At 63.1% G+C, this 26,877-nt stretch carries 22 protein-coding genes and 1 pseudogene; 12 read left to right on the top strand and 11 right to left on the bottom strand.

The window, feature by feature from the left end:
* Positions 1-85: 85 nt before the first annotated feature.
* Genes AC3A35_RS18050 through AC3A35_RS18035 form a run of 4 tightly spaced genes read right to left on the bottom strand, consistent with a single transcriptional unit; the run spans position 86 to position 5,636 of the window.
* Positions 86-1,234: an acyl-CoA dehydrogenase family protein gene (locus AC3A35_RS18050; RefSeq protein WP_487437580.1), complete on the bottom strand. Its 1,149-nt coding sequence runs from the start codon at positions 1,232-1,234 to the stop codon at positions 86-88.
* On the bottom strand, positions 1,234-2,811 hold the full coding sequence (locus AC3A35_RS18045; protein WP_487437579.1) for an amino acid adenylation domain-containing protein: 1,578 nt from the start codon (positions 2,809-2,811) through the stop codon (positions 1,234-1,236). Before AC3A35_RS18045 ends, AC3A35_RS18050 begins: the two co-directional genes overlap by 1 nt.
* A gap of 7 nt (positions 2,812-2,818) precedes the next feature.
* Positions 2,819-3,064, bottom strand: a complete 246-nt coding sequence (locus AC3A35_RS18040) for an acyl carrier protein (protein WP_487437578.1) — start codon at positions 3,062-3,064, stop codon at positions 2,819-2,821.
* Positions 3,065-3,098: 34 nt separating this feature from the next.
* A complete protein-coding gene (locus AC3A35_RS18035) occupies positions 3,099-5,636 on the bottom strand; it encodes an SGNH/GDSL hydrolase family protein (protein ID WP_487437577.1) in 2,538 nt (845 codons plus the stop codon).
* 361 nt (positions 5,637-5,997) lie between these two features.
* Between AC3A35_RS18035 and AC3A35_RS18030 the strand changes: the two are divergent.
* Positions 5,998-7,542, top strand: a pseudogene (locus AC3A35_RS18030) (PEP-CTERM sorting domain-containing protein); the annotation flags it as partial.
* A 52-nt stretch (positions 7,543-7,594) separates the two neighbouring features.
* On the opposite strand, the gene AC3A35_RS18025 reads toward AC3A35_RS18030, so the two are convergent.
* Positions 7,595-8,308: a tetratricopeptide repeat protein gene (locus AC3A35_RS18025; protein ID WP_487437576.1), complete on the bottom strand. Its 714-nt coding sequence runs from the start codon at positions 8,306-8,308 to the stop codon at positions 7,595-7,597.
* Between the two features lie 123 nt (positions 8,309-8,431).
* Here AC3A35_RS18025 and AC3A35_RS18020 point away from each other — a divergent pair, with 123 nt between their 5' ends.
* Genes AC3A35_RS18020 through AC3A35_RS18010 form a run of 3 tightly spaced genes read left to right on the top strand, consistent with a single transcriptional unit; the run spans position 8,432 to position 12,557 of the window.
* A complete protein-coding gene (locus tag AC3A35_RS18020) occupies positions 8,432-9,826 on the top strand; it encodes a phenylacetate--CoA ligase family protein (protein WP_487437575.1) in 1,395 nt (464 codons plus the stop codon).
* On the top strand, positions 9,823-10,809 hold the full coding sequence (locus AC3A35_RS18015) for a polysaccharide deacetylase family protein (protein ID WP_487437574.1): 987 nt from the start codon (positions 9,823-9,825) through the stop codon (positions 10,807-10,809). Before AC3A35_RS18020 ends, AC3A35_RS18015 begins: the two co-directional genes overlap by 4 nt.
* A gap of 8 nt (positions 10,810-10,817) precedes the next feature.
* Positions 10,818-12,557 carry a hypothetical protein gene (locus AC3A35_RS18010; protein ID WP_487437573.1) on the top strand — a complete coding sequence of 580 codons (1,740 nt, stop codon included), beginning with the start codon at positions 10,818-10,820 and terminating at the stop codon, positions 12,555-12,557.
* 49 nt (positions 12,558-12,606) lie between these two features.
* On the opposite strand, the gene AC3A35_RS18005 is transcribed toward AC3A35_RS18010, so the two are convergent.
* The 6 genes from AC3A35_RS18005 to AC3A35_RS17980 form a co-directional block, all read right to left on the bottom strand.
* Positions 12,607-13,548, bottom strand: a complete 942-nt coding sequence (locus AC3A35_RS18005) for a glycosyltransferase (RefSeq protein ID WP_487437572.1) — start codon at positions 13,546-13,548, stop codon at positions 12,607-12,609.
* Between the two features lie 56 nt (positions 13,549-13,604).
* Complete coding sequence (locus tag AC3A35_RS18000; RefSeq protein ID WP_487437571.1) at positions 13,605-14,480, bottom strand: hypothetical protein; 876 nt, start codon at positions 14,478-14,480, stop codon at positions 13,605-13,607.
* A gap of 259 nt (positions 14,481-14,739) precedes the next feature.
* A complete protein-coding gene (locus tag AC3A35_RS17995; RefSeq protein WP_487437570.1) occupies positions 14,740-15,684 on the bottom strand; it encodes a glycosyltransferase family 2 protein in 945 nt (314 codons plus the stop codon).
* Positions 15,681-16,601, bottom strand: coding sequence for a hydrolase 1, exosortase A system-associated (locus AC3A35_RS17990; RefSeq protein WP_487437569.1), 921 nt, complete (start codon positions 16,599-16,601; stop codon positions 15,681-15,683). Before AC3A35_RS17990 ends, AC3A35_RS17995 begins: the two co-directional genes overlap by 4 nt.
* Complete coding sequence (locus tag AC3A35_RS17985) at positions 16,601-17,434, bottom strand: hydrolase 2, exosortase A system-associated (RefSeq protein ID WP_487437568.1); 834 nt, start codon at positions 17,432-17,434, stop codon at positions 16,601-16,603. The genes AC3A35_RS17990 and AC3A35_RS17985 overlap by 1 nt, the downstream gene beginning before the upstream one ends.
* Positions 17,435-17,441: 7 nt before the next feature.
* Complete coding sequence (locus tag AC3A35_RS17980) at positions 17,442-17,693, bottom strand: acyl carrier protein (protein ID WP_487437567.1); 252 nt, start codon at positions 17,691-17,693, stop codon at positions 17,442-17,444.
* A gap of 110 nt (positions 17,694-17,803) precedes the next feature.
* Here AC3A35_RS17980 and AC3A35_RS17975 point away from each other — a divergent pair, with 110 nt between their 5' ends.
* The 8 genes from AC3A35_RS17975 to AC3A35_RS17940 all read left to right on the top strand — a co-directional run bounded on the left by AC3A35_RS17975 (position 17,804) and on the right by AC3A35_RS17940 (position 26,858).
* Complete coding sequence (locus tag AC3A35_RS17975; RefSeq protein ID WP_487437566.1) at positions 17,804-18,973, top strand: carboxylate--amine ligase; 1,170 nt, start codon at positions 17,804-17,806, stop codon at positions 18,971-18,973.
* A gap of 97 nt (positions 18,974-19,070) precedes the next feature.
* Entirely contained in the window at positions 19,071-20,651 is a 1,581-nt protein-coding gene (locus tag AC3A35_RS17970; RefSeq protein ID WP_487437565.1) for an acyl-CoA ligase (AMP-forming), exosortase A system-associated, read from the top strand.
* A 162-nt stretch (positions 20,652-20,813) separates the two neighbouring features.
* Positions 20,814-21,977 carry a Fic family protein gene (locus tag AC3A35_RS17965; RefSeq protein WP_487437564.1) on the top strand — a complete coding sequence of 388 codons (1,164 nt, stop codon included), beginning with the start codon at positions 20,814-20,816 and terminating at the stop codon, positions 21,975-21,977.
* Between the two features lie 183 nt (positions 21,978-22,160).
* On the top strand, positions 22,161-22,475 hold the full coding sequence (locus tag AC3A35_RS17960) for a nucleotidyltransferase domain-containing protein (protein ID WP_487437563.1): 315 nt from the start codon (positions 22,161-22,163) through the stop codon (positions 22,473-22,475).
* Complete coding sequence (locus AC3A35_RS17955) at positions 22,468-22,881, top strand: HEPN domain-containing protein (RefSeq protein WP_487437562.1); 414 nt, start codon at positions 22,468-22,470, stop codon at positions 22,879-22,881. The genes AC3A35_RS17960 and AC3A35_RS17955 overlap by 8 nt, the downstream gene beginning before the upstream one ends.
* A 9-nt stretch (positions 22,882-22,890) precedes the next feature.
* Entirely contained in the window at positions 22,891-24,141 is a 1,251-nt protein-coding gene (locus tag AC3A35_RS17950; RefSeq protein WP_487437561.1) for a pyridoxal-dependent decarboxylase, exosortase A system-associated, read from the top strand.
* A 169-nt stretch (positions 24,142-24,310) separates the two neighbouring features.
* Positions 24,311-25,774 (top strand): oligosaccharide flippase family protein, encoded by a 1,464-nt coding sequence (locus tag AC3A35_RS17945; RefSeq protein ID WP_487437560.1) that lies wholly within the window; start codon positions 24,311-24,313, stop codon positions 25,772-25,774.
* Between the two features lie 100 nt (positions 25,775-25,874).
* Positions 25,875-26,858, top strand: a complete 984-nt coding sequence (locus AC3A35_RS17940) for a glycosyltransferase family 2 protein (protein WP_487437559.1) — start codon at positions 25,875-25,877, stop codon at positions 26,856-26,858.
* Positions 26,859-26,877 lie beyond the last annotated feature (19 nt).

Here is a 26,877-nt window from a genome sequence, read left to right as displayed (position 1 = left end):
GGTTTCCCGTCGTGACAGGACTGAGACAGGTGCACCAGCCGTTCGCCTCGCTCGGCTCGGGCACCGTCGGGTTATTCTTCGAACCCTACAGCCCGAGCCAGCGTCCGATGATGTTGCGCTGCATCTCGGAGGTGCCTGAATAAATGGTGCTGCCGACCGCATCACGCAGTGCGCGCTCGACCTCGTACTCGACCATATAGCCATAGCCGCCGTGCACATGGACCGTCTCGAGCGCGGTCCTGAGCAGGGTTTCGCTCACCATCAGCTTGGCCATGGCGGCATCCAGCGACGCATTCCTGAGGTTCTCCAGACGCCAGGCGGCACGATAGGCGAGCAGCCTGGCTGCTTCGAGCTGCACCTTCATGTCGGCGATCTTGTGCGCGACCGCCTGGAACTTCCCGATCGCCTGGCCGAACTGGTTGCGCGTGCGGGCGTAGGCGATCGAGGTTTCGAGCAGACGCTCGATGGTGCCGACGTGGCTGGCGACCAGCAGGCAGCGCTCCCAGTCCATCGCCGTGGCGAACACCGCCGAACCACCGCCAACCTGGCCGAGAACGGCGGAGTCAGGCACCTCCATGTCGGTGAATACGAGTTCCCCGACCGGGGAAGTGCGCAGTCCCATCTTGTCGAATTTCTGCCCCGCGGAGAAACCGGGGGTCGCGCGGTCGATCAGGAACGCGGTGACGCCGCCGTGAAAGCCCTTGTCCGGCTCGGTGACGGCAAAAACCACCGCCACGTCCGCGACCGGGCCGTTGGAGATGAAGGTCTTGCTGCCGTTGATCCGCCAGCCGTTGCCGGAGCGCTCGGCACGGGTGCGCATCGAGAACGAATCGGACCCGGAACCCGGTTCGGTGATCGCGTGGGCACCGACCAGCTCGCCGTTGCACAGCCCGGGAAGATAACGGCGTTTCTGCTCCTCGCTGCCATGGCGCCACACCGGCACCACGCAGGCCAGCACATGGGCGCACAGCGAGAACACCAAGCCGCCATCCTTGCACCCGTAGCCCAGGGCTTCCAGCACGATCGCGCACGACAGGGCATCGAGCCCCGTTCCGCCATACTCTTCGGGTACCGGCAACCCCTGGATACCGATCGTCGCGCATTCGCGCCATAACTCCCGCGAGAACACCTGTTCGCGATCGCGTTCGACAACATGGGCATTGAGGCTGCCACGGGCGAACTTGATCGTGCTGTCGCGTAGCTGTTTCTGCTCGTCGGAGTAGGCGAAATCCATCAGGCCAATCCCTTCAGTTGCTGGTAATCGGTCTTGTCGGTGGACGTCTTCGGCAGTCCGTCGAGCCAGGTGAACCGGTCGGGGATCATGTACAGCGGCATCCGTTCCGAGCAGAAGCGTTTGAGTTCGATCAGCGAGGCCTTGCCTGCGCCCTTGCTGCTCAGGAATGCGGTGATGCGCACCCCCGCCTCGGGGTCCGGCTGCGCGACCACCGCCACTTCTTCGACCAGCGGATGCTGGTACAGGCCAGCCTCGATCTCGCCCAGCTCCACCCGATAGCCGCGCCGCTTCACCATGCGGTCGCGTCGGCCGCGATAGATGTAGTCGCCATCGGGCCCCTCCTGCACCACGATGTCGCCGGTCCGGTACCAGCGCGTGCCGTCCTCATCGACCAGAAAGCTCTCCGCGGTGCGCTCCGGCAACGACCAGTAGCCCTGCATCACGCCCCGCCCGGTGATGCACAACTCGCCCTCCGCGCCCGGCTGCACCACCACGTTGTGCTCGTCGACCGCCTTTCCGCGCAGATGCTCGCACACCTTGCCGATCGGATAGGGCGCCGTACGGGTCTCGGGCACCGGCGGCCGCACCTCGTAGTAGGTGCATACATTGGTTTCGGTGGGACCGTAGAGATTGAAATAGCGCGGCGTCGGCAATTGCGCGCACAGCGTGCGCAAATGCTTGACCGGAAACACTTCGCCGGCGAACAGCACCAGCCGCAGCGCCGAGCAGTCGTGGCTGCCAAGGTCGCCAAACTGCGCCATCAGGCTGAGGATGGAAGGCGCCGAATACCAGATGCTGATCTTCTCCTCGGCGATCAGCTTTGCCAGATGGAGGGCGTCCTTGCCCCTCTCCTCGGGAATCAGGACCAGCGTCGCCCCATGCTTGAGGGCAACGTGGACGTCGAGGATCGACAGGTCGAAGTGCAGCGGCGCATGCGACGAGAAGCGGTCGTCGGCCTGCGGCTCGAACACCTCGGAACACCAGTCCACGAAACTCACCGCATTCTCGTGGGTGAGCATTACGCCCTTGGGTTTCCCGGTCGACCCGGACGTGTACAGAATGTAGGCAAGATCATCCGCCTGCGGCTCCGCGTTCGCCGTTTCCGCGACCGGAGACTGCACATCGGCCTCGTCGAGCAAGGACTCGAGCGGACCTCCGCCTCCCGCCCCGTCGAGCAGCAGCAGCGAAGGCAAGGGCTGTTCCCCCAGTCCGAAGAATTCGGTTGCGAAGCGGTCCTCGAAGCGCCTCTCCATCACCACCGCTTTCACCGCGCAATTGTGCATGATGTAGGCGTTGCGACTGGGCGGCGCATCGGGATCCACCGGCACATAGGCAGCGCCGGCCTTGAGGATGGCGTAGATCGCTGCCACCGCATCGATCGATTTGCGCAGATACATGCCGACGCGATCACCCGGTCGAACCCCGACGGCGACGAGGCGGTCGCGCAGGCGTTCGGAGAGCGTACCGAGTTGCGCATAGCTGATCGAACCCCGACCCGGTTCCACCACCGCGGTCCGCGAGGGATGAAGGGCGACCGAGTCGCCGAAGTAATGATGCAGCGAGCGCAACGAGGCCATGTTGGCGCTACCTCACTTTCGATGCGAGCAGCGCGGCAATGCTGCGGATGGTATCGAGATGCTCCTTGTCGGCCTCATGGGCCTCGAGCACGATGCCGTACTGTTCCTCAAAGTGCAGGACCATCCTCAGGGTCGCGATCGAATCGAGGATGCCTCCGCTGATCAGGGGCAGATCCTCGGTCAGATCGTCGGGGTTCTCGCCCGGCAGAAACTCCTCGAGGATGTAGTTCTTGACCGCCGTCCCGAAGTCCATGCTCATATCCATCATTGCCTCACAGTCAGATCAATCAGCGTCGGGCGGACCCGAAAATGGCCTCGCGCCTGTCGGCCAGGCCCCCAAAGAGTTGTTCCGCGATCAACTGGTGGCCGGCCACATTGGGGTGATCGTCCCATTCGGCGAGCCGGATCTCGTTGATGTTGCGCCCCTTGTAGATGTCCTCCAGGCTGATCGGCACAAAGCCTGCAGCCTCGGCGATGGCGACCGTTTCCGGCGTCTCCTCCTGCCAGCTGCCTTCCCGGACCTGCGGCAGGAAGATCCACACCGGCACGCTGCCGTTCCGGCGCGCCTCGTCGGCGATACGCCCATAGACGTAGGCCAGCACCTCGCGACCGTAGGGAGCCAGGCGCTTGCGGGCGTCGTCCTCAGGCATCCCGGCGGTGACGCCAGCCTTGCCGGCAATGTCGCGCAGCCCCTCGTAGGGAATGTCGATGCGCTTGTGGCTGGCTTCGGCGAGATAGGCGACGGCCCGCGAGATCTCGCGCCCGGTCGCCACATAGAAGATCGCATGGGGCTGAAAGCCGACCGCCTTCTCCGCCATCACCAATTGTTGCGGCGGTTGATAGCCGGGCACCCCCATGTTGAGCAGCTCGTAACGGGCAATGGCGCCCCCCGTCCACTCGCTGTTCAGCCGCTCCTCGATCAGCGCCTCGAAGGTCTGACCGTCGCCGACCCCCCATCCCATCACCGACGACGCCCCCAGCAGCGCGACACGGAAGGTTCCGGCGGCAGGCAGTGCCTCGTAGTCGCGGTCCCGCATGCCGAAGCGGTTGATGCTGACCGTGCCATGCTTGGTGGTCTGAACGAAGGACGGAATCAGCTCGGTCTGCGCAAAGCCCCCCACAAAGTGCTTCAGATTGGTGCTTTCGACATCGAGCCAGTTCTTCGGCTTGTTCATGTACACCTCCCACAACTGGGAGTTGAAGCGATCGACCGACAGCAGATTCTCGTAGTAGCCGCGCTCCAGCTGGGCGGTATCGAGCCGGCTCAATTGCCCCGAACGCAGGGAATGCACGAAGGTGCCGAACTCCCTGCCGAGTTGCGAATGCAGCCCCTCGACGCTGACCGCGAGCAGTGCCACCAGGGCCACCACGGTGGCGAGCCGGCTCCGCATCCAGGTCCGATCGTCCTGCGTCGAGGCGCGCACGTTGCGTACCGAATCGCGCGGAATGCTGCCGACCACGATCACCGCCAGCACGAGCGACGGATAGAGCAGCATCCCGATCGTGTACTGGCCGCCCAGCGCCGACCACAGTGACGCCCACGCGCTCAGCGACTCCGTCGTCCAGAACGACCACAGCACGCAGATGAACCAGAACGTCGCATAGGTCTTGAACACCAGCGTGGCCGTCGTACGCCAGGTGCGCACCGGCGCGCCGAGGCTGCGCGCCCGGCCATGCTTCATCTCGTACAGCGAGTTGGCCACCACCAGCACGCCGAGAATGCCCCAGAACAACATGTCCTGCGCCACCAGCAGCATCGTCCCGCGCAGCCAGAACCACTGCCAGGCGTGCAGGAACCAGGTCATGAAAAAGACATACAGGGTGGCGATCACCAGCGCCTTCGTCGTACCCAGCTTGCGCAGCTTGAACACCGCCGGATAGTAGAAGACCTTCTGCATGAACTCCTTCCAGTAGATGTTGATGCGCCGCCAGAAGTCGGTAAAGCTCGAGGCGAGCAAGTACCGGTTGTGCGTCTCCGGCAGGCGGAAACCGAACAGGTAGAGCATGCCGATGATCAGATGGAACAGACCCGACACGCGCAGGTACAACATGAAATTGGACACCAGGTACTGAACCAGCTCGGCCGGGTTGGCGACCTCATGCGGCGCCAGCGTCAGGTAGTAGTAGACGATGCGGTACAGGATCAGGTGGATGACCCCGCGCACCATCCAGTCGACGCCGACCTGATAGAGACGGTAGGCGTCGTCGTCGAAATAGTTGCGGCGGAAGGTCTTGTAGTCGATGACCGGAAACAGCGGAAAGCAGGCATTCGGCAGCATGAAGAAGTACGCCAGCGACTGCACGGGGGAGGTCGGCGTCTTGTCATGGCGAAGATCGTAGAAATACACGATCAGCCTGAACATGAACATCGCGCCTAGAATCGGCCAGATCGCGTCCGACCACGGGAACGGCAGATGGCCCGCCCGTTGCAGCACAAGGACGCCCGCCGCGCCCACCAGCAGCGCTCCGCGCCAGAAAAAGGGCACGGGCAGGTGGCAGATACCGATCAAAACTAAGCCGATCGCCACCATCCACGCCGCGTTCACGCCCCCCATGACGATGCCGATTCCGGCCAGACTGAGGATCACGAAAAACGGCAGACGCAGACGCAAGGGCAACCATGCATGAATCGCAAAGCCGCCAAAGGCCAGCATCGCCAGGCGCAGGAAGGCGGCCGACTCGATCTGGAATTGACGCAGCAGCAACAGCAGGAGCCCGAGCTGAGCGACCACGAGCAGGTAGTTGAACAGACTGATCCGCCCCGCAAGCGCGCCGTCAGCTACACCCTGGCCAGGCAATCTGGCCGCAACCGCCGTCAAGCTCATCCTTGTCGCCCCCTTTGAAAGCCCTCGACTACGGAACCACTGAGATTCTGGCCCGAAGGCATGCCGGTATATGACAACCAGTCTTCTTTTCGTGAGCCATTCTAGGAACAGTATCGCGAGGTACTCAAGCTTTTTCTTCGGTCGCCGTGCATTTTTTGCTTCCCGGAGAGCGAAGCCCCCCGATTGAACGCATAGGCGTTCGCCGGCAAGACACGGTTTCTGACCGACCCAAAACGGGTTCCAGAGGACGCGCACAAATCACTGGAATAAGCGATTTCGTAATGCTAGAGATAGGAGTGCAGGGACATTCACTTCTCATGTAGCCGTGCCCTTCAGGTATCACTCCTCGGGGAGAACCAAAATGTACCGTTTTCCAGTATCCAAAGGCAGGCTCCCCCTGGCTGCCCTGCTCGGCCTGCTCTCCCCCGCGGTCGCCCTTAGCTATCCTGTGGAAGGTGCGTTGGTAGACATGATCGAGGCCCAGGAGGCAGGCACCTGGCTCAGGGTGAATCAGAACCAATTCCAGAACGTGTGGACCCCGACCGCCCAACGGTCCTCCCCTGGGACAGGGAGTCCTCGATATGTCATGAGCGCATGGAGCGGAGGGGGTTACGACTCAAACACCGGGGACTTCTACATATGGGGAGGAGACAACGGAACCTACTCGGGGAACGAAGTTTACCGGTGGACAGCGTCGACCCTGAACTGGGAGCGGCTTTCCCTGCCGAGTGCCATCACCTACGTGTATACCGCGACTGGGAAAAAGCACTGGAAAACCGTTGACGGAGCCGATCACGCCCCCATTTCCGGAGAAACGTTTGACAATGTCGTCTATTTACCCGGGGTAAACCGCCTTGCGGTGATCGGCGGCAATGCCTATCCGGGCAACGGCCTCCAGTACGCACGGGACGACGGCATTACACGCGCAGGCCCCTATTTCTTTGATGCCAGCAAGGGAGACCCGAACAAGGTTGGCGGCCTGACCGGCTCCCAGGTCAGACCGGCAACGTTCCCGAACGTCGTTGGCGGAAACATGTGGGAAAACCGCCAGTCGATCCAGACGGCGGCGGGCTACGTCGGGCCGCGGAGCCTCCAGGGGGGTGCGAGCGCTGCGACCACGATCAATGGCAAGGACGTTGTTTTCGTTGCCGAGAACGGCAACGGCGCGCTGGGCCGGCTGTTCAAATACACGGTCAACAGCCTCGACCCGGCCGAGGACCAGTGGGAACTGGTCGGGATCACGGGCAGCAAGACATATGCAGGCACGGGGGTCGGCGCCTACGACTCGACCCGGAACGTATTCATGCGCACTGCAAAGACCGGGCATCTCATCTATAACCCGGACACTGACAGTTATGTCAAGACGGCGTTTCAATCCTTGATGTACTGGGACCTCAACGCCGCGGGGGCCACCAACAAACTCGTCTACATCCACCCGCAATCCCTGCTCGGCGATCCGCTACCGCTCACCGCGCACTTCGGTATGGATTACGATCCGGTCACCGATGCTTACTACCTATGGTCCGGAACGAACGAGTTGTGGGTGCTACGCCCACCCCCCGTACTGGGCCCCACAGGCTGGACCGTCGAGCGACTGTTCCCGCAGGCAGCCGGCCCCACCCTTGCCGGCTCCAAGTTTACCGGCGTGTATGGCAAGTGGAACTACATGGATGGCCTCGGCGCCTTCATGGGAGTGGTCCACGACCTCACCGGGGATATCTGGATCTACAAGCCCACTTTCGCGGATTTCGCTGTCAATGGCGTCGGTATCGGCGAAGCTCTGGCAGCCGGTCCCTATGGCGACATTGCTTCTTTTTCCGGCGTCGCCGACTTCGCGACTACAGCCGCTGTACCGGAACCTGCGACCCTGGCGCTGATCGGCATCAGCTTGTTCGCTCTTGCGCTATTAAGGACCGGGCCTCGTATCACGACGGCCCCTCCCACGTCGAAACAGGACCTCAGTCGACAACATTCGATGCCTCGGCGGCAGCGGGTGCCGGCTCCCGCCATGCGCCCGCCCTGGTCAGCAGATTCTTCAGCCCGGGCAGCGGAAACCCGAGCCGGTACGCCGCGTGAGCGTTCTCCAGCGCCTTGTCGTACTGCTTGAGCTCGACATAGGCCAGACCCAGGTTGTAATACACATTCGCGTTGTCGCCCGCCTGCGCCAACGCCGCCTCGAACTGTTCGATCGCGTCCTGGGATTTGCCGCGCTTGACCAGATAGGTGCCGAACACCACTTTCACCATCGCATCATCGGGAGCGAACCGGGCTGCCCGGTCAAACCAGCACTCGACGGTGTATTGCCCGTCCGGCGGCGGGTTGCTCCGGGTTTTCAGCGACCAGTCACCCATCGTCATCAGCGCCTGATGGTGGTTCGGCAGCACCCTGAGCGTATACGCGATGTCACCGGCCAGATTCTTGGTCGAGTTACCCCGCCTCATCATCCGCACATCGGCAGTAAAGTGGCGATTCTCGACGACACGCCTTTGGGCCTGCGATGTGGTTCGGTAATCCCAGGGGCCGGTACTGGCATCGAACGGATTGCCACAAGCGGCGCCTTGGGCAAGCGCCGCCAGCGGCGAAGCCATCAGTAGCAGGGGGAGCAGACAGCTACCCAGAGATCGAACAATATTCATCGTCGCAAGGCTCATCTCGTAAGACACACTCTCCATGCCGGGTACTTATCCACGCCCGCACGGACCGGAGACCATCATACAATAGCCCGAAATCAACGACCGTCCTGTGAACCGGCGCAGGCCATCGTCAGGCCATATGAATCGCTTTCCCCGCCCCTCATGAGCCCCTACACGCGCCTCGCCAGCAAATTCCTGTTCCCGCTGCACGAGCGCCTCAAAGGCCACGACACGACGGCGATCCTTCGCAGCATCGAGCGTAGCCAGTGGCTTTCGCCGGAACAGCTCGCGGACCTGCAGATGGCACGACTGCGCGACCTGCTTGCCATGGTGTCGGCAACGGTGCCTTTCTACCAGGAACTCTTCCGCATCAACGGACTCGAGACCAGGGACTTCTGCACCCCAGCAGCCCTGGCAGCCCTGCCGCTGGTCGACAAGGCGCTCATCCGGGACAACCAGGACCGATGGCGTGCCGCGGGGGCAGGCCCGCTTGCGCGCCACAGCACCAGCGGCTCGTCGGGAGAACCACTGAGTTTTCTGCTCGGCCGCCATCGGATCAGCTTCGACATCGCCGCCAAGTGGCGCGCCACCCGCTGGTGGGATGTCGACATCGGCGACCGCGAGATGGTCCTCTGGGGCTCGGCGCTCGAAACCGCCGCCCAGGATCGCCTGCGCGATATCCGCGACCGCCTGCTGTGCTCCCGCCTGGTACCGGCCCGCGATCTCAACCCGGAACGCATCGACCGAATCCTGACCGAAATGCGTGCATTCCGGCCACGCATGCTGTTCGGCTACCCGTCGGCCCTGGCGCGGATCGCCTTCCGTGCGCGCGAGCGCGGCCTCGCGATGGACGACGTCGGCGTCCGGGTCGCCTTCTGCACCTCTGAAGTACTGCGCCCGGAATGGCGGCAGGTGATCACCGAGGTGTTCGGCTGCGGGGTCGCCAACGAATACGGCGCACGCGACGCCGGCTTCATCGCCCGCGAATGCCCGCACGGGGGGCTCCACATCACCGCGGAGGAAGTCCTGGTCGAGATCGTCGACGAGTCGGGCACTCCGGTCCCGGCGGGCACCGAAGGCGATATCGTCGTCACCAACCTTGCCGGCCCCGAGTTCCCCTTCATCCGCTATCGCACCGGCGACCGCGGCACCCTGTCCGCCACCCCGTGCGCCTGCGGCCGGGGCCTCCCGCTGATCGAGTCCATCAGCGGGCGCGCCAACGACGGCCTGGTCGCCATCGACGGCAGCTGGATCCACGGCAGCGCGGTCAACCACGCCCTTCGCGAGATCGACGGCCTCAGGGCCTATCGCGTCATCCAGGAATCGCAACAGCTCGTCAGCATCCTGCTGGCCCTCGATGCACCCTTGTCCACCCTCATCTCGGATCGGCTGAGTGCGCATGTCCGCGCGCTGCTCGGCAATGCGGTGCAGGTCGACATTCGTCAGGTAACGGAGATCCCGCCCGAGGCCAACGGCAAGTTCCGCCACATCATCTGCCGTGTCGATCTGGCCGGCATCGAGCCTGCGGCCGGCACCCGAATGCAGGAGCGTGCATGACCTCCCACGTCCCCACCATTCGCGGCCTGCGGACCGCACTTTCGCTGGCGTCTCCCGCGGGACGCCGGGGCAAACTGTCCATCCTGATCTACCACCGTGTCCTGCCCGAACCCGACCCGCTCCGCTCCGGCGATCCGGACGCCGCTACCTTTCGCTGGCAGATGGAACTGCTGGCACGGCATTTCAACGTTCTCCCGTTGCGCGAGGCCGCACAGCGCCTGAGTGCGGGCACGCTGCCGGCGCGCGCCGCATGCGTGACCTTCGACGACGGCTACGCCGACAACTACACGCTCGCGCTGCCCATCCTCCACGCGGCGGGCGTTCCCGCCACCTTCTTCATCGCCACCGCCTATCTGGATGGCGGACGGATGTTCAACGACACCCTGATCGAGGTCGCCAAGGGCCTGCCCGCCGGCCCCTGCGACCTGTCGTCCGCGGGGCTCGGCCACGTCACCCTCACCACCGCCGCGGATCGACAGGCGCTGGTCGGCAAACTGCTTGGCCACTTCAAGTATCAGGCTCCCGAGCAGCGGCTTCCGGCGGCGGAAAGACTCGCTGCGGATTTCGCCATCCGGCTGCCCACCAACCTGATGATGAGCAGCGCGCAACTGAAGGCCCTCCACGCGGCGGGCATGGAGATCGGGGGCCACACCCACGCCCACCCGATCCTGGCCCGACAGCAACCGGACGATGCGCGCGCGGACATCCGCCTGGGCAAGGACGCACTCGAAGCGCTATTGGGCACACCGATCCGGGTCTTTGCCTATCCCAATGGCAGGCCAGCGAAGGACTACGGCGACGAACACGTGGCCATGGTGCCCGAATGCGGTTTCGATGCCGCGGTATCGACCCGCCCCGCTGCAGCCGATCGCCACAGCGACATCTACCAGTTGCCGCGCTTCACCCCGTGGGACAAGACGCCCACCCGCTTCGCCCTGCGCCTGTTGCGCACACTCATCCAGCCACACAGCGCAGGCGGCTAGCTCGGGCGATGACGGCGGAACTTCAGACCCTGCTCGACGGGCTCAACACTGCCCTGCGCGACCATATCCGTGCCGACAACGGCCTGTTCGACACCGAGGACCAACAGCCCACCCCGCCCGATCACTACGGCAACACCGCGGCCGCGCTCGCGCTCGCCGCAGGCGCACCGCAGGCCAGGGCCCAGGGGCGGCAGGCGCTGCTGGCCTGGCTCGCGATCGACGAGCACCAGATCGGGCACCTCCCGTTCAATCGTCTTATGCTGCTGCTCCTGCAGGTCGTGCGCGCCGGCGCGGACGGCCAGGAGCACGATCGCACCCTGATCGACAAAGGGCTGAGCCGCTGCGCGCTGCGCCGGAACTACCCCTCCAACAACTGGACCCTGCTTGCCCAGACCTGCCGCCTGATCGAAGCGCCACCCGCGCAGCGGAAATCCGAAGCGCGGCGCCTGTCCGCCCTGTTTACCCGCTGGACCACCGAGAAGGGTGCCTTCATCGACTTTCCCGCCCATCCCCGCACCGGCTTCTCGACGCCCCTCGCCTATCATCACAAGGCCCTGTTCCTGGCCGCGCTCGCATGCTGGCTTCACGACGACGCCGAACTGGCCCGCCATGCCCGCCGGCTGCTCGACTGGCTCGTCCATTGCTGGGACCCGGCCGGTTACGCAGGCGGATTCGGGCGCAGTACGCACGCCTTGTTCGGCGACGGGTGCCTGATCGCAGCGCTGGTGCTGATGGGGGTCGAACACGGCAACGGCGACGAGCCGGTACGCGCCCTGTGCCAGCGCCTGGCGGCACAGCGCCGCACCGACGGCTTCCTGTGGCTCAATCCGGCGGGCCACGAATCGGGCACGGCGAGTTGGGACAGCTACATGCACCTTTCGGTGTACAACGCGTGGGCGGCGGCCGTCACGGGGATTGCACTGCATCTGCGTGCGACCCGCCCCATCCCCGAATCGCTCCGCGACACCCGCTGGAACGCTGCACGTACCGGTTTTTTCCACGACGAAGCAGCGGGGCTCGCCTACCTGCGCGCGCCAAACGGTCTCAACGCACTGATCTCGACCAGCGGGCAACCGCCCCAGTCCTACAGCCGCACCGAAGCCGACTTCCGCTACGCCGGCGGCTCGATCGCCCACCTGCGCATCGCCGATGGCCCGCCACTCGTCGCACCGGCCATCCGGGTGACACAAGCGAGACTCATCGAAACCCCAGCGCTTGCAGGCTGGACGCCGATATTCAAGTCAGGCGCGGAGATCGTGGCGCTCGATCAGTTCGACTCGGTCATGGTCGAGCTGATCGACGGTGCTCCGACGTTCCGGCTGGCGGGCCGGGCACGGGCGCTCTTCCGCCCTGCGCCACGTGGCTTCCTGCAGCAATTGCTCGCCACCATCGACTGGAGACTCCTCGGCGGCCGTCTTGGTCGTCGCGCGGCATTGGTACGGAGTACTGAAGCACCAAGCATCGGTGAACTGACGCTGGGGATCGCTCCACATATCGACGGCATTGCCGTTTCTCGACATATCGCAATCAGCGCAAGCGTGCAGCTTGTCTGTTTGAACCCCTCAGGCCACACCGTGATCCGAGAGGGTGACACGGGACGTGATACGCCAGACCGAAACGGCAGCACCTGCGTGCACATCTCGTCCAGCCTTCCGGGTGGTACCGCCCACGCACTGCCGCCGAGTGTCGTACGAGAAGGCGCGGCGATGCCCGCGCTCATATTGGATCTGCCTGCTACCCACGACTAGCCGGTCGAGTTCCGTGCTCGCAAGCCCGTGAAACCAGCGTCCGGAAAATCTAGCCACGCGCGCCACGCAGCACGGTTCTCAGTGCTTGAGGCACACTCAGTAGCAACAGCGGGTCTGTCACACAAACATCCATAAAGGCGTATAGCGGAAAATCACCACGTCTGACATTGGCAAGCCCGCTGCGCCAAACTTCAACCCTGGCGTTAACGATCGATCTCTCCAGTTTCTCCTTCGCAATCGGAAAGCGATCGACCAAGGGGCGCATGAGCAATCTGGATTTGAGGAAGAAGATCGAGCGCATCGTCGCGGATCGTTCACCCCATCCGCCCTCCGTGAAGATATTCACACCTTTGCCGAGAATCACGTCAACCCTGGTGGAAACCAGCGTGCGAGGCGACTTCGCGGCGAGCATGGTTCGGAACAAGCCATCCTCGCCCGCGGTACGAAGGGCAGGATCAAACCGCGTGTCGCCAATCAGGTCATTTCTGACAACAAATGTACTGGACGTGGAAATCGGCCCGGCGACGGTGAAATCGATGAGCGGGTCAGCCAACTCGTACGCCCAGGGCGCAAAATCCAGCTGCCGAAGCGGAAGGCCGTCCTTGAAGAAACTGGCGAGATATCTGAAGCCCGATCCGGCCTCTTCCGTTTCAGCGGTGTAATAGTCGAAGCCATGTTCGAACGCGTTCAGTGCGGAGCTCAGATGATAGGGTTCCCACCAATCGTCGGAGTCGAGGAAAGCAATATAGTCGGCATCCGCGAGCGCGTCGATTCCCCTGTTTCGCGCCGCACCCGGTCCGGCATTGTCCTGCCTGATCACCCGAACGCTGAAGTTCGACGGGAATTGGACCTGGGCAAGCTCCTGCTCCGCGGACACTGGCGAAGCGTCATCCACGATCACCACGCTGACCGGCACGCCGACATCCTGCTGCGCGACGGACTGCAGCGTATTGACGAGTACGCCGCTCCGACGCTGAAAGTAGGGAATCACGACTCCGAACATAGAAACGATGATCCAGATATCAAACGGAAAAAGGCCGGCGCTGACTAACGCTCGCCCCGGACGAAGGCACTGCGATGCCGATAGACCCGGTTACCCGTTTCCGACTGCCAGAACAGGACACCCAGTTCGTCGATCACCACTGGTGTGTAGAACCCGTACTTCCCGAATGGCCAATCCGCACTGCTCCATTCCCGGACCAGTCGCCATTGGTCTCGGTCCGGGTCGAACTCGTGGATCTGGCGCTGCGTCCGGAGCACAAACAGGTAGTTTCCGGACTGCGGGTCGTAGGTCAGCGAGGTGTTCTTGATGGAAATGTCGATCGGCGCATCCTTGAATCTGCGGACTTTACCCGCGGCATCGATCAGTTCCAGCTTTCGAGGCGATTCATTGCCGCCGGCGAACAGCATATCCCCACGTTTTCGGTTGTAACGCCCGACCGAGTGATAGCCGTCAACCGCCGACTCGCCCAGGGGCTTCAGTTCGCCATTGCGAAAACTCACCATTTGGTGCCCCCGATTGATCGCAATCAGCATGTCGAGCTTCTCGTGCCACTCCATCGAGATCGGGCCGCCCAGCGCGATGCCGGGGATCGCCTCCCAACGCGCGTCGTCGATCCGGTAACGGTTCAGGATCCGACCGGGCGACAGCCAGTAGTAATGACCCCGCTTCCAGTCCAGGGCGGTACGACCATAGACATGCCCGAACTTCTCCAGCTTTGGCGGCGGCTCGCCCGCCCAGCCCAGCTCCTGCCACGAATTCGTCGGCACCCCGTAGGAGATGAAGCGTTTGTACTTGCGCATGCCGATGAAGAAGGTGCGCTTCCGTTGCGGGTCCCAATGTGCCGAATCGGTCCATCCATCGATAGCAAGCGTGCGACCGTCGTCGTCGCGGACACGGAACAGATCGGACAGGTTCGTCATGCCCGACGGCAGGATTGTGTCGACCTCCACGAAGTCGCCAGGCTCGAGTGTCGCAGCGATTCTGCCCAAGGCCGACTCGCCGAGATCACCGCCTTCACCGGCCCGTACGCCAGGCCCGAATGCGAGACTGAATCCGAGGATCGCAACAAAAAACAGGTCCCTGCACACGCTCACCGAGTACCCCCAAAACGCCCCCATATGCGACCGGCCCTCCCCGCCACATGTCGGTGCTCGACGAGCCCGGATCAGCAAGAGTGCACTACTCAAAAATGGCACGTGCACCGGCCACCGCCGCATACGCCCACGACTTCAGATGCAGCGGCTTCTCCTTCACCGCCAGCTTGAACTCGCTGAAAGCCGTTGCCGCGTTGCCGCGCTGGTAGAAGCGGTATCCGCACATGAAATGGATCTTGTGGATGCGGTCCTGGAATTCCTTCTCCGAAATCCGCTCCCCATTCGGACTTGCCAGGCCCCAGACATCCCGCGCCTTGCGAACGATCCGCGCGGCGTAGTTGTAGTCGATTCCGCGCGCGGTGGCGCTGCCCAGATGCTGCCGGTACAGCGCATAGGCGCGCGACAGGCGGTGGACTTCGGTTTCGCGCGAGGCGCGCAGGAAGTATTCGTAGTCCTGCCCGAGACGGTAGCTCTCGTCGTAGAGGCCGACCTTGTCGATCAGCGAACGGCGCATCATCACCACCGTGGTCCACACGAAATTGCGCAGCAACAGCTTGTGGTAGATCCAGCCGGACAACTCGGTGTCGATCGCATCGACGGCGAGATCGCCCTGCTCGGGGATCACCGTCAGCGGATCGGGGAACACGCCGTTCTCGTCGGAAACCCACTGCGCGAAGCCGGTACAGTTCATGCCGACCTCGGGATGGGCGCGAAAATACGCGACCTGAGCGCTGAGCTTGCCCGGCAGCCAGATGTCATCGGCGTCGAGAAAGGCGATGAACTCGCCGTGCGCCTCGCGAATCCCGGCGTTGCGCGCCGTCGCCGCGCCGCCGTTGGCCTTGCGGATCAGGGTCGCATGCGGGTAACGGGTGGCGACCACGTCGGCGGTATCGTCCCTGGAGCCGTCATCGACGACGATCAGTTCGATCTGCGGGTAGTCCTGCGCCAGCACGCTGTCGATCGCCTCGGCGATTTGCGGGCCGACGTTGTAGGCCGGGATAACGACGCTGACAAGACCGCTGGTGCTCATGCTGACCTCTGAAATTGCATTGCCTGCACATCCGCCGACACGACACCGCGCGCAGGCGAATCGGCTACCACAAGACGGGAACGCAGCCAGTCGAGCGTCGCCTGCTCCACACGGTGCTTCCAGTCGCGCGTGGAGAACGTATGATCGGCGTCGGTGATCTCGACGAAGTTCGGCCCGGGCGCCACTGCCGCCTGCCACTCGGGCCGTGCCCGACAGAAATCGGCGAACTCGCGCGCGGTCAGGTCGTTGCCGCTCAATACGACCAGCACCTTGCCGCGCATCCGCCGCCACCCGATCCCCATGCGGTCGATGAACGACACCGGGGTGCCTACCGAGACTGGCGTGCTGGCCGCCCCGCGCAGGCGCTTGTGCACCGCCGACGCAAACCCCGAAACCGAGCGCGCGAGCTGAACCTCGCCGCTGAACAGTCGCTTCCAGAAGCGCGCGGACAGGACCTGCCCCCTGTAGTAGTGGTTCAGGCGGGCCGCCGCCAGCGAGACCTCGGTGCGCACCCAGGGATTGAGCGCGATGATGCCGGCCACCCGCGGGTCCTGCGGCGCATACATCAGCGCTGCGGAGGCGCCGTCGCACAGCCCCCACAGCACCACCCCGTCCACTCCGGGGCAGGCCTGCAGCAGCGTGTCGATCGCCGCGCCGACGTCGTCGTGGATGGCGTCGAAGGATCGCTGGGGCGCGGCGCTGTCGCCCATGCCGCGGTAGTCGAAACGCAGGCAGGCGAAGCCCCCCGTCGCCAGCGCCCGCGCCAGCGACACGAACTGGCGGTGGCTGCCGACGCGGTACTGCGGCCCGCCGACGATCAAAATCACGCCAAGCCGCGCCGGTCGTTCGGGCAGGTGCACAATGCCGACCATCGGCTCGGCAGCGCATGAAAAAACCAGCGGGGTCTCGGTTGCCATCACGGATGCACCGCCTCGTCCGCGGCCAGCACCTGCCGCGAACGCTCGAGCAGCGCCTGCGCGACCTCGATCTCCTGCGCCTGCCAGAACGAAGGCCCGACCACGGCGTGGTAACGGGCATCCACGCCGGCGGCCGCCCACTGCCCCTCGAGACGCGCGAACGCGGGAGACGGCGCCGCGGCCTCGGCCGGACTCAACTGGAACCAATGCACGCCGTGCACCGGCGCCACGGCGGCGAGCGCAGAGGCCTCCAGCCCGCGCGCCAGGTTCGGCGAAATCGCGTAACCGGCGATCTCGACGGTTTCACCCGCCGCCAGACGCTGCTGCGGGGGCAGTTCGTCGTCCGCCGCCGCCTTGCCGACCACCTGGGCCATTTTCCACATGCGCAGGAACTGCTGCAGATGCTGGTTGCCGCTGGCTACCGGCTGCCACAGCAACAGCCCGCAGTCCAGCCCGAACCGGGTCGTCGCGTCGGCTGCCAACAGCGCGCCGAGTCTCAAGCCCCACAGCCAGACCGGACCGTCGTTCCGGGCCGCGGCCCATGCGTACGCCAGGCGAACATCTTCCAGCCAACCGTCCCAGCTTGCGTCGGCAAAGTCGCCTTCGCTGTCACCGCAGCCCCCGAGATCGATCTGCAGTACGGTCCAGCCATCCTGTGCCCACACATCCGCCTGCAGCGCGACCATATGGCGCGACTTGTTCATCTCTTCGGCAAAGGCGTGTACGTGAACGATCGTGCCCCGGCACAACCGATCGGGCGGGGGCGTACGCGCCACGCAGAAGCGAAATCCGCCCGGCGTGTGCAGATGGAAAGCCTCAATCTGCGCCGACACCGGCAACTCAGGCGACTTTCAGGCGGACGGCTTCGACCAGCGAACCGACGGTGGCAAAGGTCTGCCCGTCGATCTCGTCGTCATCGAAGATGATCTCGAAGCGCTCTTCGATGGCGCCGATCAATCCGACCACCGCCATCGAATCGAGTTCGGGCACGGCCCCCAGCAACGGGGTATCGGCCGTCATGCCGGCCGCACGCCCTTGCAGGCTGAGGATATCGTCGAGTATGGCCAGAATCTCTGCATGAATGTTCAACATCTACTCCCTGGGCCGGCGGTCTGCTTTCGCCAGCGCTTGTGCATGAATTATAAGCAAGTGCGTTCTGCGCTCTCGTGACAAAATACGACGAACGCACCTTCGGATCCAGCATGTCGAGCACGACCGAACAACCTTACGCCGTTGTCGTGGGCTTGTGTGCCCACGGCCTGGGCATCGCTCGCACCCTTCACCGCGCGGGCATTCGTGTCCTGGCCCTGGAGGCCAACCCTGCCATGCCCGGCGTACGAACCCGCTGCGCCGAGGTGCGCATTGTGCCCGACATAAACGGCGAAGGGCTCATTGAAGCACTGCTGGGACTCCGGATTCCGTCACTGAATCCGGCAAAACCGGTACTCCTGCTGACCAATGATCGTATGGTCGAGGTCATCGGGCGCCATGCCGAAGCCGTTGCCCGACACTTCCACCTGAGCTGGGCCCACGCCGCGGCGAAGCTCGTGCCGCTGCTGGGCAAGGATCGCATCGAGGCCCGCTGCCTGGAAGTCGGCCTGAACTATCCGAAATCCCTGCAGCTCACCGACTTCGACGAAGCGCGGCAGCAGTTGGCGATGCTCAAGTTCCCGGTGATCGCCAAGCCGACCCGGCCGGTATCCGCATTCAAGACCCAGGTCGCCGATACGGTAGAGTCGTTCGTCGCCGCGCGCGCGCGCATGGAACGGAGCATGCCGGTGGTCGTGCAGGAGTTCATCGCCGGCGACGACACCCAAATCCGCTTTGCGGCGCTGTATCTCGACGCCGGACGCGTGCTTGCGCGTTTCGAGGGCCGCAAGCTGCGTTCGCGCCCCATGGGGCACACCACCATTGCCGTGCCGGAACCCAACGACGAAGTCCATGCGCTGGCATTGCGGTTCTTCGACGGGCTGAGTCTTTCCGGACCGGTATCGCTCGAACTCAAGCAGGATCCGGACGGACGGCACTGGGTGATCGAACCCACCGTGGGCCGCACCGACTTCTGGGCCGAGCTGTGCGTGGCAAACGGCGTCAATCTGGCCTTGATCGAGTACCGCGCCACCACCGGCACTGCCCTGCCGCCATCCGCGCAACGCAGTACCCATTTGTGGCTGAACGGCGAACGTGATCCCGGCGCCATTGCCTGGTTGCTGCGCAATGCGCCGGCACAGTTGTTCGGACACCGGCTGCGCGGGGTGTATTTCGACCTGAGCGATCCCCGGCCCTTCCTGGTGGCGCTGGTCCGATTTCTCGCCGACCTGCCCCTGCGCGCCACGCGCAAGGCAAGCCGACTGGTCACCGGCAAAACCTGACCAAGACGCGCCGAGCACCGTGCCGCACAAGCGTCACGCGCCATCGGTTAGACTCCGGCCACTCATTTCGAATGCCGACACCGAGTCCTTGCACAGAATGAATGCAACCCACCTCCTGCATCACCTGATCCACGCTGCGGCCGAGCGCGCGCCCCACGCCGCCGCACTCAGCTTTGCCGCCGACACCCGCAACTACGCCGAGCTCGCGCAGGCGATCACGGCCTGCGCTGGCGGCCTGCGCCAACTCGGCCTCGACCGCTCGGAACGTGTCGGCATCTACCTGGACAAACGCATCGAAACCGTCACCGCGTTCTTCGGCGCGACTGCGGCAGGCGGCGTGTTCGTTCCGGTGAACCCGATTCTGAAGGCCGAGCAGGTCGCTTACATCCTGCAGGATTGCAATGTGCGCGTGCTGATCACCAGCCCGGAGCGCTTCGCCGCATTGCAGGACACCCTGGGCAGCTGCCACGACCTGCGCCACGTGGTGCTCACCGGCGACCCGGAAACACTCCCCGCGTTGTCCGGCGCCTCCGTTCACCGGTGGCGCGACCTGCTGGCCGCGCCAGCCGCGGCGGGCCACCGCGTCATCGACACCGACATGGCGGCCATCCTGTACACCTCGGGCAGCACCGGCCGCCCCAAGGGTGTGGTGCTGTCGCACCGCAACATGGTGGCGGGCGCCAAGAGCGTGGCGCAGTACCTCGAAAACCGCCCCGGCGACAGCCTGCTCGCCGCCCTGCCGCTGTCCTTCGACGCCGGGTTTTCGCAGCTCACCACCGCCTTCCATGCCGGCGCCCGCGTGGTGCTGCTGAACTACCTGATGCCGCGCGACGTTCTCAAGGCGCTGGAAAAGGAACGCATCACCGGCCTCACCGCGGTGCCGCCATTGTGGATCCAGCTGTCGCAACTGCAGTGGTCCGCGACCATCACCGAACACCTGCGCTATATCGCCAACACCGGCGGACGCATGCCGCTGGAAACGCTCGGCAGGCTACGCACCATGCTGCCTGCCACCAAACCCTTCCTGATGTACGGTCTCACCGAGGCCTTTCGCGCCACCTATCTACCGCCCGAGGAGGTGGACCGCCGCCCGGACTCCATCGGCAAGGCGATCCCCAATGCCGAAGTCCTCGTGCTGCGTGAAGACGGCAGCGAATGCGCCGCCAACGAACCCGGCGAACTGGTGCAGCGCGGCGCCCTGGTCGGCATGGGCTACTGGAACGACCCCGAGAAGACCGCCGAGCGCTACAAGCCCCTGCCGGCCGGTGTCGGCGGACGCGAGGCCGGCCTGGTCATCCCCGAGCTGGCGGTGTTCTCGGGCGACAACGTGCGCCGTGACGAAGAAGGCTTTCTGTACTTCATCGGCCGCCGCGACGAGATGATGAAGACGTCCGGCTACCGGGTCAGCCCGACCGAGGTCGAGGAGATCCTCTACGCCACCCAGCTGGTCGGCGAATGCGCCGCTTTCGGCGTGCCCCACGACACCCTGGGGCAGGCGATCGTGGTCATCGTCACCGCGCCGCCCGGTGGCATCCTCGACGTCAACGCCTTGCAAGCCGAGTGCCGTACCCGCATGCCCGCCTACATGGTGCCCGCGCGTATCGAGGTGCGTGACGGCCCGTTGCCGCGCAACCCCAACGGCAAGATCGACCGCAAGACTCTGGCGGGCGACTTGTAGGGTCGGCTTCAGCCGACCGCCGGTAACCCGGCCTGCAGAACCGCCGGACCCAGGTACATGCCACCCCTCATGACGAGCTATCATCGAGCTGACACAAAATTGACGCAATTCAACGATTATTCTTATATAACAATACATTGAAAGAAGATTAATCTCGTCACCATGCTTCCCTCAACCAAGCCCTCTCCCGAAGCTGTTTCAGTTGCGCTGCGCAAGGCGGGGCCTGCGGGCCTGACACCCGAGGCGCTGGAAGCCGAGTTTCCGGAATTGAGTCGATCCACCCTCGGACGACGACTGAAGGCGCTTGCACTTGAGGGCGCCGTCAAAGTGCTGGGGCGGGGGCGCGCTGTCCGCTATGTGGCCGCTGCGGCGTATGGCATTGACGATGTGCGGCGCTACTTCGAAACCGACTGGCAGGCACGACCCACGGTTGGCTTCCAGGAGCCGTTGTTGCAAGCGGACCCGGCGCTGGATCCCGACCTGGCCGACCGCCTTGCCCGCCTGCAAGCGCGGGCACGAACCCTGGACAGAAAATTCCTCGCGGACTTCCTGATCGACTTTTCGTGGGCATCATCGGTCCTGGAAGGAAGCACCTACTCGAATATCGATACTCAGGCTCTTGTCGAGTACGGTGAGCGCAACCCGGACAAGCCGGTGGAAGACGCCGTGCTGATCCTGAACCACAAGAATGCCATCCAGTTTCTGTGGTCGCACCGCGAACTGACGACCGAGAATCTATGCAAGATCCAGGCATTCCTGACCGACGACCATGGCATGATCGAGGTCGAGGCATCAGACCACTTCCTCCCGCCGCCGCAGCGGGGTGTAGCACGCGAGTATCAGGACGTGCGCCTGGGCCGCTCCGCCTATAGCCCGCCGTTTCGGCCGGCAACCGGCTACATTGCCCAAGCCTTTGCGCAGATCGTGGAGACTGCAAAGGGGCTTCCCCCCTTGCAGGCAGCCTTCTACCTGATGACCCGCATCCCGTATTTGCAGGTGTTTTCCAACGGAAACAAACGCACGTCGCGCCTCGCCGCAAACCTGCCGCTGTTGCAAGCGGGACTACTCCCAATCTCGTTCGTGGATTTCAGGAAGGCCGAATACGTGCTGGGCATGGCTGCGTTCTACGAATTGGGAGACACGCAGGTACTGCAGAACGTGTTCATCGAGGGCTATGTACGCTCCATCATCCGCGGCAGCGACATCCCGGCGAAAATCCGGGTGTCCGGCTTCAATATTGACGACGTCGCGCGAGACCTGTGCGCCTATGTTCGCACCGGCCATGCCGCACCGCAGTCGCGAGCCAACCTTTTCATGGACGCCTAGCCGTGGCAAACGCGAGCGAAACGCCGTCATTTTTGGAGCAGCAGCACACCGCTAGATCGCCGGCAAGTGGTTCCGCCGTAGCGGCCGAGTCAAGACCACACCCACGCCCTAAGCAGCTGTAGAGTCGGCTTCAGCCGACCAGTGCTAGGATGAAACACGCGCTAAACATTCGGAGCAGAAACCATGTTGGCAAGGGAAGTACTGGACGAGATCTCCAAACGCATCTCCACCCAACTGAACCCGGATCAGATCATCCTCTTTGGCTCTCACGCTTGGGGTACGCCCACCGAAGAGAGTGACGTGGATCTTCTAATTATCGTTCCCGATTCGGCCGAGGCGGCCCACAAGCGTGCGGTGCGCGTGCATCGTGCCCTCCGCGGCCTGCCCCTGGCCTGCGACGTCATCGTGCGGACACGTGCCGAGATCGCACAGCTCAATCCGGTTCGCTCATCCCTGCTATATCGAGCCCTGACCGAAGGACGGCCCCTCGATGCCTGACCCGCTCAAGCACGAGGCTGACGCTTGGCTCGCCCGTGCGAAGGATGACTTGCGCGCAGCAAGCAAGCTGATGACGGGCGACACCCCCTTTACAGCAATCGCGTCCTACCACTGTCAGCAGGCGGCCGAGAAAGCACTAAAGGGCATTATCGCTTCCAGCGGGACGGCGATACCCAAGACTCATGACCTTCGCTTGCTGGTGGACCGGTGCGCCTCGCTGGACGCATCGTTCGAGAACTTGCGCGATGCCTGCGATGAGTTGACGCCGTACGCAACCGAGTTTCGCTACCCTACAGACATTCCTGATCCGACGATCCACGAGATCGAATCGGTCATCGCCCTATCGTCGGCAATCCTCGAAGTGGCCATGCAGTCGCTTAGCCTGCGCTTTCCAACCATTCCATAACGTGCAGCGATGACCACCTCACGCACCAACACGCCCCCCAATCACGCCCCCATGACCCAGTTTGCCGTTGATTGTGGCGAGCTCATCATCGGCGGCATCCCGCTCACCCGCCTTGCCGCACGCGTGGGGCGCACCCCGTTCTATGCCTACGACCGCCAGTTGCTGGCGCAGCGCGTGGCCGAGTTGCGGGCGGCCCTGCCCCGCCAGGTCAAGCTGCACTACGCGATGAAGGCCAACCCGATGCCGGCCCTGGTGGCGCACATGGCGACACTGGTGGACGGCATCGACGTGGCCTCGGCTGGCGAGCTCAAGGTCGCACTCGACGCCGGCGCCGACCCGCATGAGGTCAGCTTTGCCGGCCCCGCCAAGCAGGAGGCCGAGCTGATGCAGGCGGTCGCCGCAGGCATTCTGGTCAACGTCGAATCGTTTCGCGAGCTCGCCCCGCTCGCCGCGGCGTCGCAGGCGCTCGGCCTCCCCGCCCGGGTGGCGGTCAGGGTGAATCCCGACTTCGAACTGAAGTCATCGGGCATGAAGATGGGCGGCGGCCCCAAGCAGTTCGGCGTGGATGCCGAGCAAGTACCCGAACTGCTGACCGCGATCGGTCGCGCCGGCCTCGCCTTCGAAGGCTTCCACCTCTTTGCCGGGTCGCAGAACCTGAAGGCCGAAGCCATCGTCGAGGCGCAGCAGAAGAGCTTCGCCCTCGCCCTGCGTCTGGCCGAACACGCGCCCTCGGTGGTGAAGTTCCTGAACCTCGGCGGCGGCTTCGGCATTCCCTACTTCCCGGGCGAACAACGCCTGGAGCTGGCCCCGATCGGCGCCAACCTCGCCGCCATCGTCGCCGAGGCCGCCGACAAACTTCCACAGGCCGAGATCGTCATCGAACTCGGCCGCTACCTCGTGGGCGAGGCCGGCCTCTATGTATGCCGCGTGATCGACAAAAAGGTGTCGCGCGGCCACACCTACCTCGTCACCGACGGCGGCTTGCACCACCACCTGTCGGCCAGCGGCAACTTCGGCCAGGTCATCCGCAAGAACTATCCAGTGGCGATCGGCAATCGCATGGACGACGCCCGGGCAGCAGAACCCTGCTCCGTGGTCGGACCGCTATGCACGCCGCTGGATCTGCTGGCCGACCGGATGACGTTGACGGATGCAGCACCCGGCGATCTGGCGGTCATCTATCAGTCGGGAGCCTACGGGGCAAGTGCGAGTCCACAGGCGTTTCTTGGTCATCCGACCGTCACCGAAGTACTTGTTTGACTCGCTTCAATCAGAAATACCTGACTACTCACGAGAACGCGGGATGCCGGACATCCTGCATCTCATACCCAGAGCCACTGCGGGCAAGCAGGCGACTCATTGTCAATGGCATTGACCGCTACTAACGTACCTTTTATTAGTAAAACCACTCGACAAAACCGGTCACACAATGAAAGTTCGACGCGCGCTGGGAATCAGCGCAGTTTCAAACCTGGTTTCGTTCTTACTCAGCTTCACCAGTGTTGTCGTGGTTTCGCGACTGCTGACACCAGCCGAAATCGGCGTGTTTTCCGTCGCCGTATCGGTCCTTGGTTTTTCGCATGTTTTCAGGGAATTTGGCGTTGGCCAATATCTGGTACAGGCCAAAACGCTCGGCAGGCAGGAACTTCGCGCCGCCTTTTCGGTTACGCTGTACTTCTCATGGACGATAGCCATCGTCCTGTACCTAAGTCGCAACGCACTGGCCGATTTCTATGCCCATCAGGGCATAGCTGCCGTACTGGCGCTGCTTTCCTTCAACTTCCTGATAATGCCCTTCGGAACGCCGCTGCTAGCGCTGATGCAGCGCGAGCTGGAATTCGGCAAGCTCGCCAAAGTCCGTATTTGCAATTCGGTGATCTCGACTGCCGTAACAATCGGTACCGCATGGGCGGGCGAAAGCTACCTGAGCATGGCTTGGGGAGCGATCGCAGGGCATGTAAGCAACGTCATCCTGCTCAACGTGATGCGCTCAGGCCAGGTCTTCATGCTGCCGACTTTCAAAGGGTTGGGTGCCGTCATCCGCTTTGGATCACTTTCGAGCTTGAGTTCCTTGCTGTCTGAATTGAGCACGGCAATGCCGGATCTGATTCTAGGCAGGACACTTGGCTTCTCCGACGTGGCGTTCTACAGCCGGGCTAACGGCCTGCGCAAAATGCTGCTCGGCCAGGTATTAACCCTCGTCCGTGGCATACACTTTCCATCCTTTGCGAAAGACCTTCGTGACGGCAAGGATCCAGCCAAACTTTACAGCACCGTGATGGTTTATCTGGTCGCGGTAACGGCGCCAATGATGGCCGTGGCTGCATTGCTGGCAGAGCCCTTGATCCTCTTCCTTTTTGGCCCGCAATGGGAAAAGGCCGTCCCACTTGCGGTACTGATCTGCATATACGCAGTAGTTGGCACCCCATATTCAATGGCCCCATCATCACTTGTCGCATCAGGCAACATCAATCTCCTTTTATCCCGCCAGATAGCTATCGAAGTGACTCGCGCTGCGGTATTTCTATCTTCGATCTGGTTAACCCTGGAAGAGGTTGTCCTAGGACAGGCCATAGTTGCATGCTGTAGCGCAATCCTCTATCAAAATGCTTTGACGAAGGCATTTAACCTGAACTTCACGCAACTGATTAGAGACCTATCCACTTCTTTTGCTCTAGTCGGCTTTGCATTGATCGGTCCAACAATTGTGATGCTACTCACCAGCAACACTGATCTCACAACTGTTAGTCGCGCGTACGTGCTCGTCGCCTCTGCCCTTCTCGCCATTGCTGGATGGCTGATTGGGATCAAGTTGATGAAACACCCTTTACTCAAGGAGGTTGATTTAGTCACGAAAGAATTAGCGCGTCGCCTGAATCTACTGAGAAAATGACTGTAATTCAGCGCTGTCGAGAGCCCATTGCAGTGGCGTACGCATTCATTGGGAGCCACGCGAACATTATTCTCTACACGGCACACTCCGGTACATAGCAATGTCGAATCCAACTGTTGCAGTAATTATTCCGTGCTACAACGGCGAAGCCGTGTTGGCTGAAACGATTGATGCCTTGCTGAATCAGTCCTATCCACCGAACGAGGTCATCGTCGTTGACGATGGCTCGAGTGATCGGTCAGTTGATGTTGCAGAGGCTTTTGGCCCACCTGTGCGCGTGGTCAAGCAGCCCAATGCCGGCGCGGCGGCGGCACGGTACACAGGCGTGACCCATGCTAGTGCGGACATCGTGGTTTTCAACGATTCCGGCGATATTTCGTTGCCAAACAGGGTGAACGAGTTGAGGCAGGCGTTGATTGATCACCCCGAATGCGTCGCCGCCTTCGGAGTGACGTGGGCGAAACCACGGCCTCGCCCACACGTCTCCGCAATCACAGGCGGTCCGCTGGACGGAAAAACGAGTGTCCTGCTTGATCCCTTGAGTCGTTTGTTGGGACAATCCTCACCTCTTGCAATTGGGATGAACCTCGCTATCCGCCGTGATGTTGCAACGGAGAGTGTTCGCATTCCACCATTCTACCGGGCCGGAAATGACTACGCCCTGCAGGTGAGCACAGCCCGGCACGGTCCGTTCGTGCACGTTGCTTCACTTTCGATGGAGTACGAGATGTCGGTAGCGGGGTTGTCCGATAGATACGGATGGATGCAGCAAACGGGCTATGCACTTTGTGCGGCGACCGAAGCATTCGAGCGGGAGAAGGATCGGCTTCGCCTAGATCGGGAGTCATTTCGGCGTCGGGTGGCAGAGGATTGGGCCGGCATCGCCCTCTTCGTCTATCTCAAAGGCAATAGCTCCCTGCTAAAGCGTGTCATCTCGATCGGTTTGCGATACGGATGCACCTTCCGGACCCCAATGCGATTCTGGTGGGCCTTGGACAGCGCGCACGAGAAACGGCTCTTGAATAGCGAGCACTTCTTGCGGTGGCTTGCACAAATCGGTCGTGCGCTACGACGGCAGGGGTGACGCCGAGCTGTCGACATAC

Source organism: Azoarcus sp. Soil_N_20 (assembly GCF_057656155.1).
This window is presented reverse-complemented; position numbering and strand designations above follow the sequence as displayed.

Excerpts from the sequence above, each read along its gene's own strand:
- AC3A35_RS18050 (WP_487437580.1), bottom strand. The coding sequence starts at position 1,234 with ATGGATTTCGCCTACTCCGACGAGCAGAAACAGCTACGCGACAGCACG.
- AC3A35_RS18045 (WP_487437579.1), bottom strand. The coding sequence starts at position 2,811 with ATGGCCTCGTTGCGCTCGCTGCATCATTACTTCGGCGACTCGGTCGCC.
- AC3A35_RS18040 (WP_487437578.1), bottom strand. The coding sequence starts at position 3,064 with ATGGACTTCGGGACGGCGGTCAAGAACTACATCCTCGAGGAGTTTCTG.
- AC3A35_RS18035 (WP_487437577.1), bottom strand. The coding sequence starts at position 5,636 with ATGAGCTTGACGGCGGTTGCGGCCAGATTGCCTGGCCAGGGTGTAGCT.
- AC3A35_RS18025 (WP_487437576.1), bottom strand. The coding sequence starts at position 8,308 with ATGGAGAGTGTGTCTTACGAGATGAGCCTTGCGACGATGAATATTGTT.
- AC3A35_RS18020 (WP_487437575.1), top strand. The coding sequence starts at position 8,432 with ATGAGCCCCTACACGCGCCTCGCCAGCAAATTCCTGTTCCCGCTGCAC.
- AC3A35_RS18015 (WP_487437574.1), top strand. The coding sequence starts at position 9,823 with ATGACCTCCCACGTCCCCACCATTCGCGGCCTGCGGACCGCACTTTCG.
- AC3A35_RS18010 (WP_487437573.1), top strand. The coding sequence starts at position 10,818 with ATGACGGCGGAACTTCAGACCCTGCTCGACGGGCTCAACACTGCCCTG.
- AC3A35_RS18000 (WP_487437571.1), bottom strand. The coding sequence starts at position 14,480 with ATGACGAACCTGTCCGATCTGTTCCGTGTCCGCGACGACGACGGTCGC.
- AC3A35_RS17995 (WP_487437570.1), bottom strand. The coding sequence starts at position 15,684 with ATGAGCACCAGCGGTCTTGTCAGCGTCGTTATCCCGGCCTACAACGTC.
- AC3A35_RS17990 (WP_487437569.1), bottom strand. The coding sequence starts at position 16,601 with ATGGCAACCGAGACCCCGCTGGTTTTTTCATGCGCTGCCGAGCCGATG.
- AC3A35_RS17980 (WP_487437567.1), bottom strand. The coding sequence starts at position 17,693 with ATGTTGAACATTCATGCAGAGATTCTGGCCATACTCGACGATATCCTC.
- AC3A35_RS17975 (WP_487437566.1), top strand. The coding sequence starts at position 17,804 with ATGTCGAGCACGACCGAACAACCTTACGCCGTTGTCGTGGGCTTGTGT.
- AC3A35_RS17970 (WP_487437565.1), top strand. The coding sequence starts at position 19,071 with ATGAATGCAACCCACCTCCTGCATCACCTGATCCACGCTGCGGCCGAG.
- AC3A35_RS17965 (WP_487437564.1), top strand. The coding sequence starts at position 20,814 with ATGCTTCCCTCAACCAAGCCCTCTCCCGAAGCTGTTTCAGTTGCGCTG.
- AC3A35_RS17960 (WP_487437563.1), top strand. The coding sequence starts at position 22,161 with ATGTTGGCAAGGGAAGTACTGGACGAGATCTCCAAACGCATCTCCACC.
- AC3A35_RS17955 (WP_487437562.1), top strand. The coding sequence starts at position 22,468 with ATGCCTGACCCGCTCAAGCACGAGGCTGACGCTTGGCTCGCCCGTGCG.
- AC3A35_RS17950 (WP_487437561.1), top strand. The coding sequence starts at position 22,891 with ATGACCACCTCACGCACCAACACGCCCCCCAATCACGCCCCCATGACC.
- AC3A35_RS17945 (WP_487437560.1), top strand. The coding sequence starts at position 24,311 with ATGAAAGTTCGACGCGCGCTGGGAATCAGCGCAGTTTCAAACCTGGTT.
- AC3A35_RS17940 (WP_487437559.1), top strand. The coding sequence starts at position 25,875 with ATGTCGAATCCAACTGTTGCAGTAATTATTCCGTGCTACAACGGCGAA.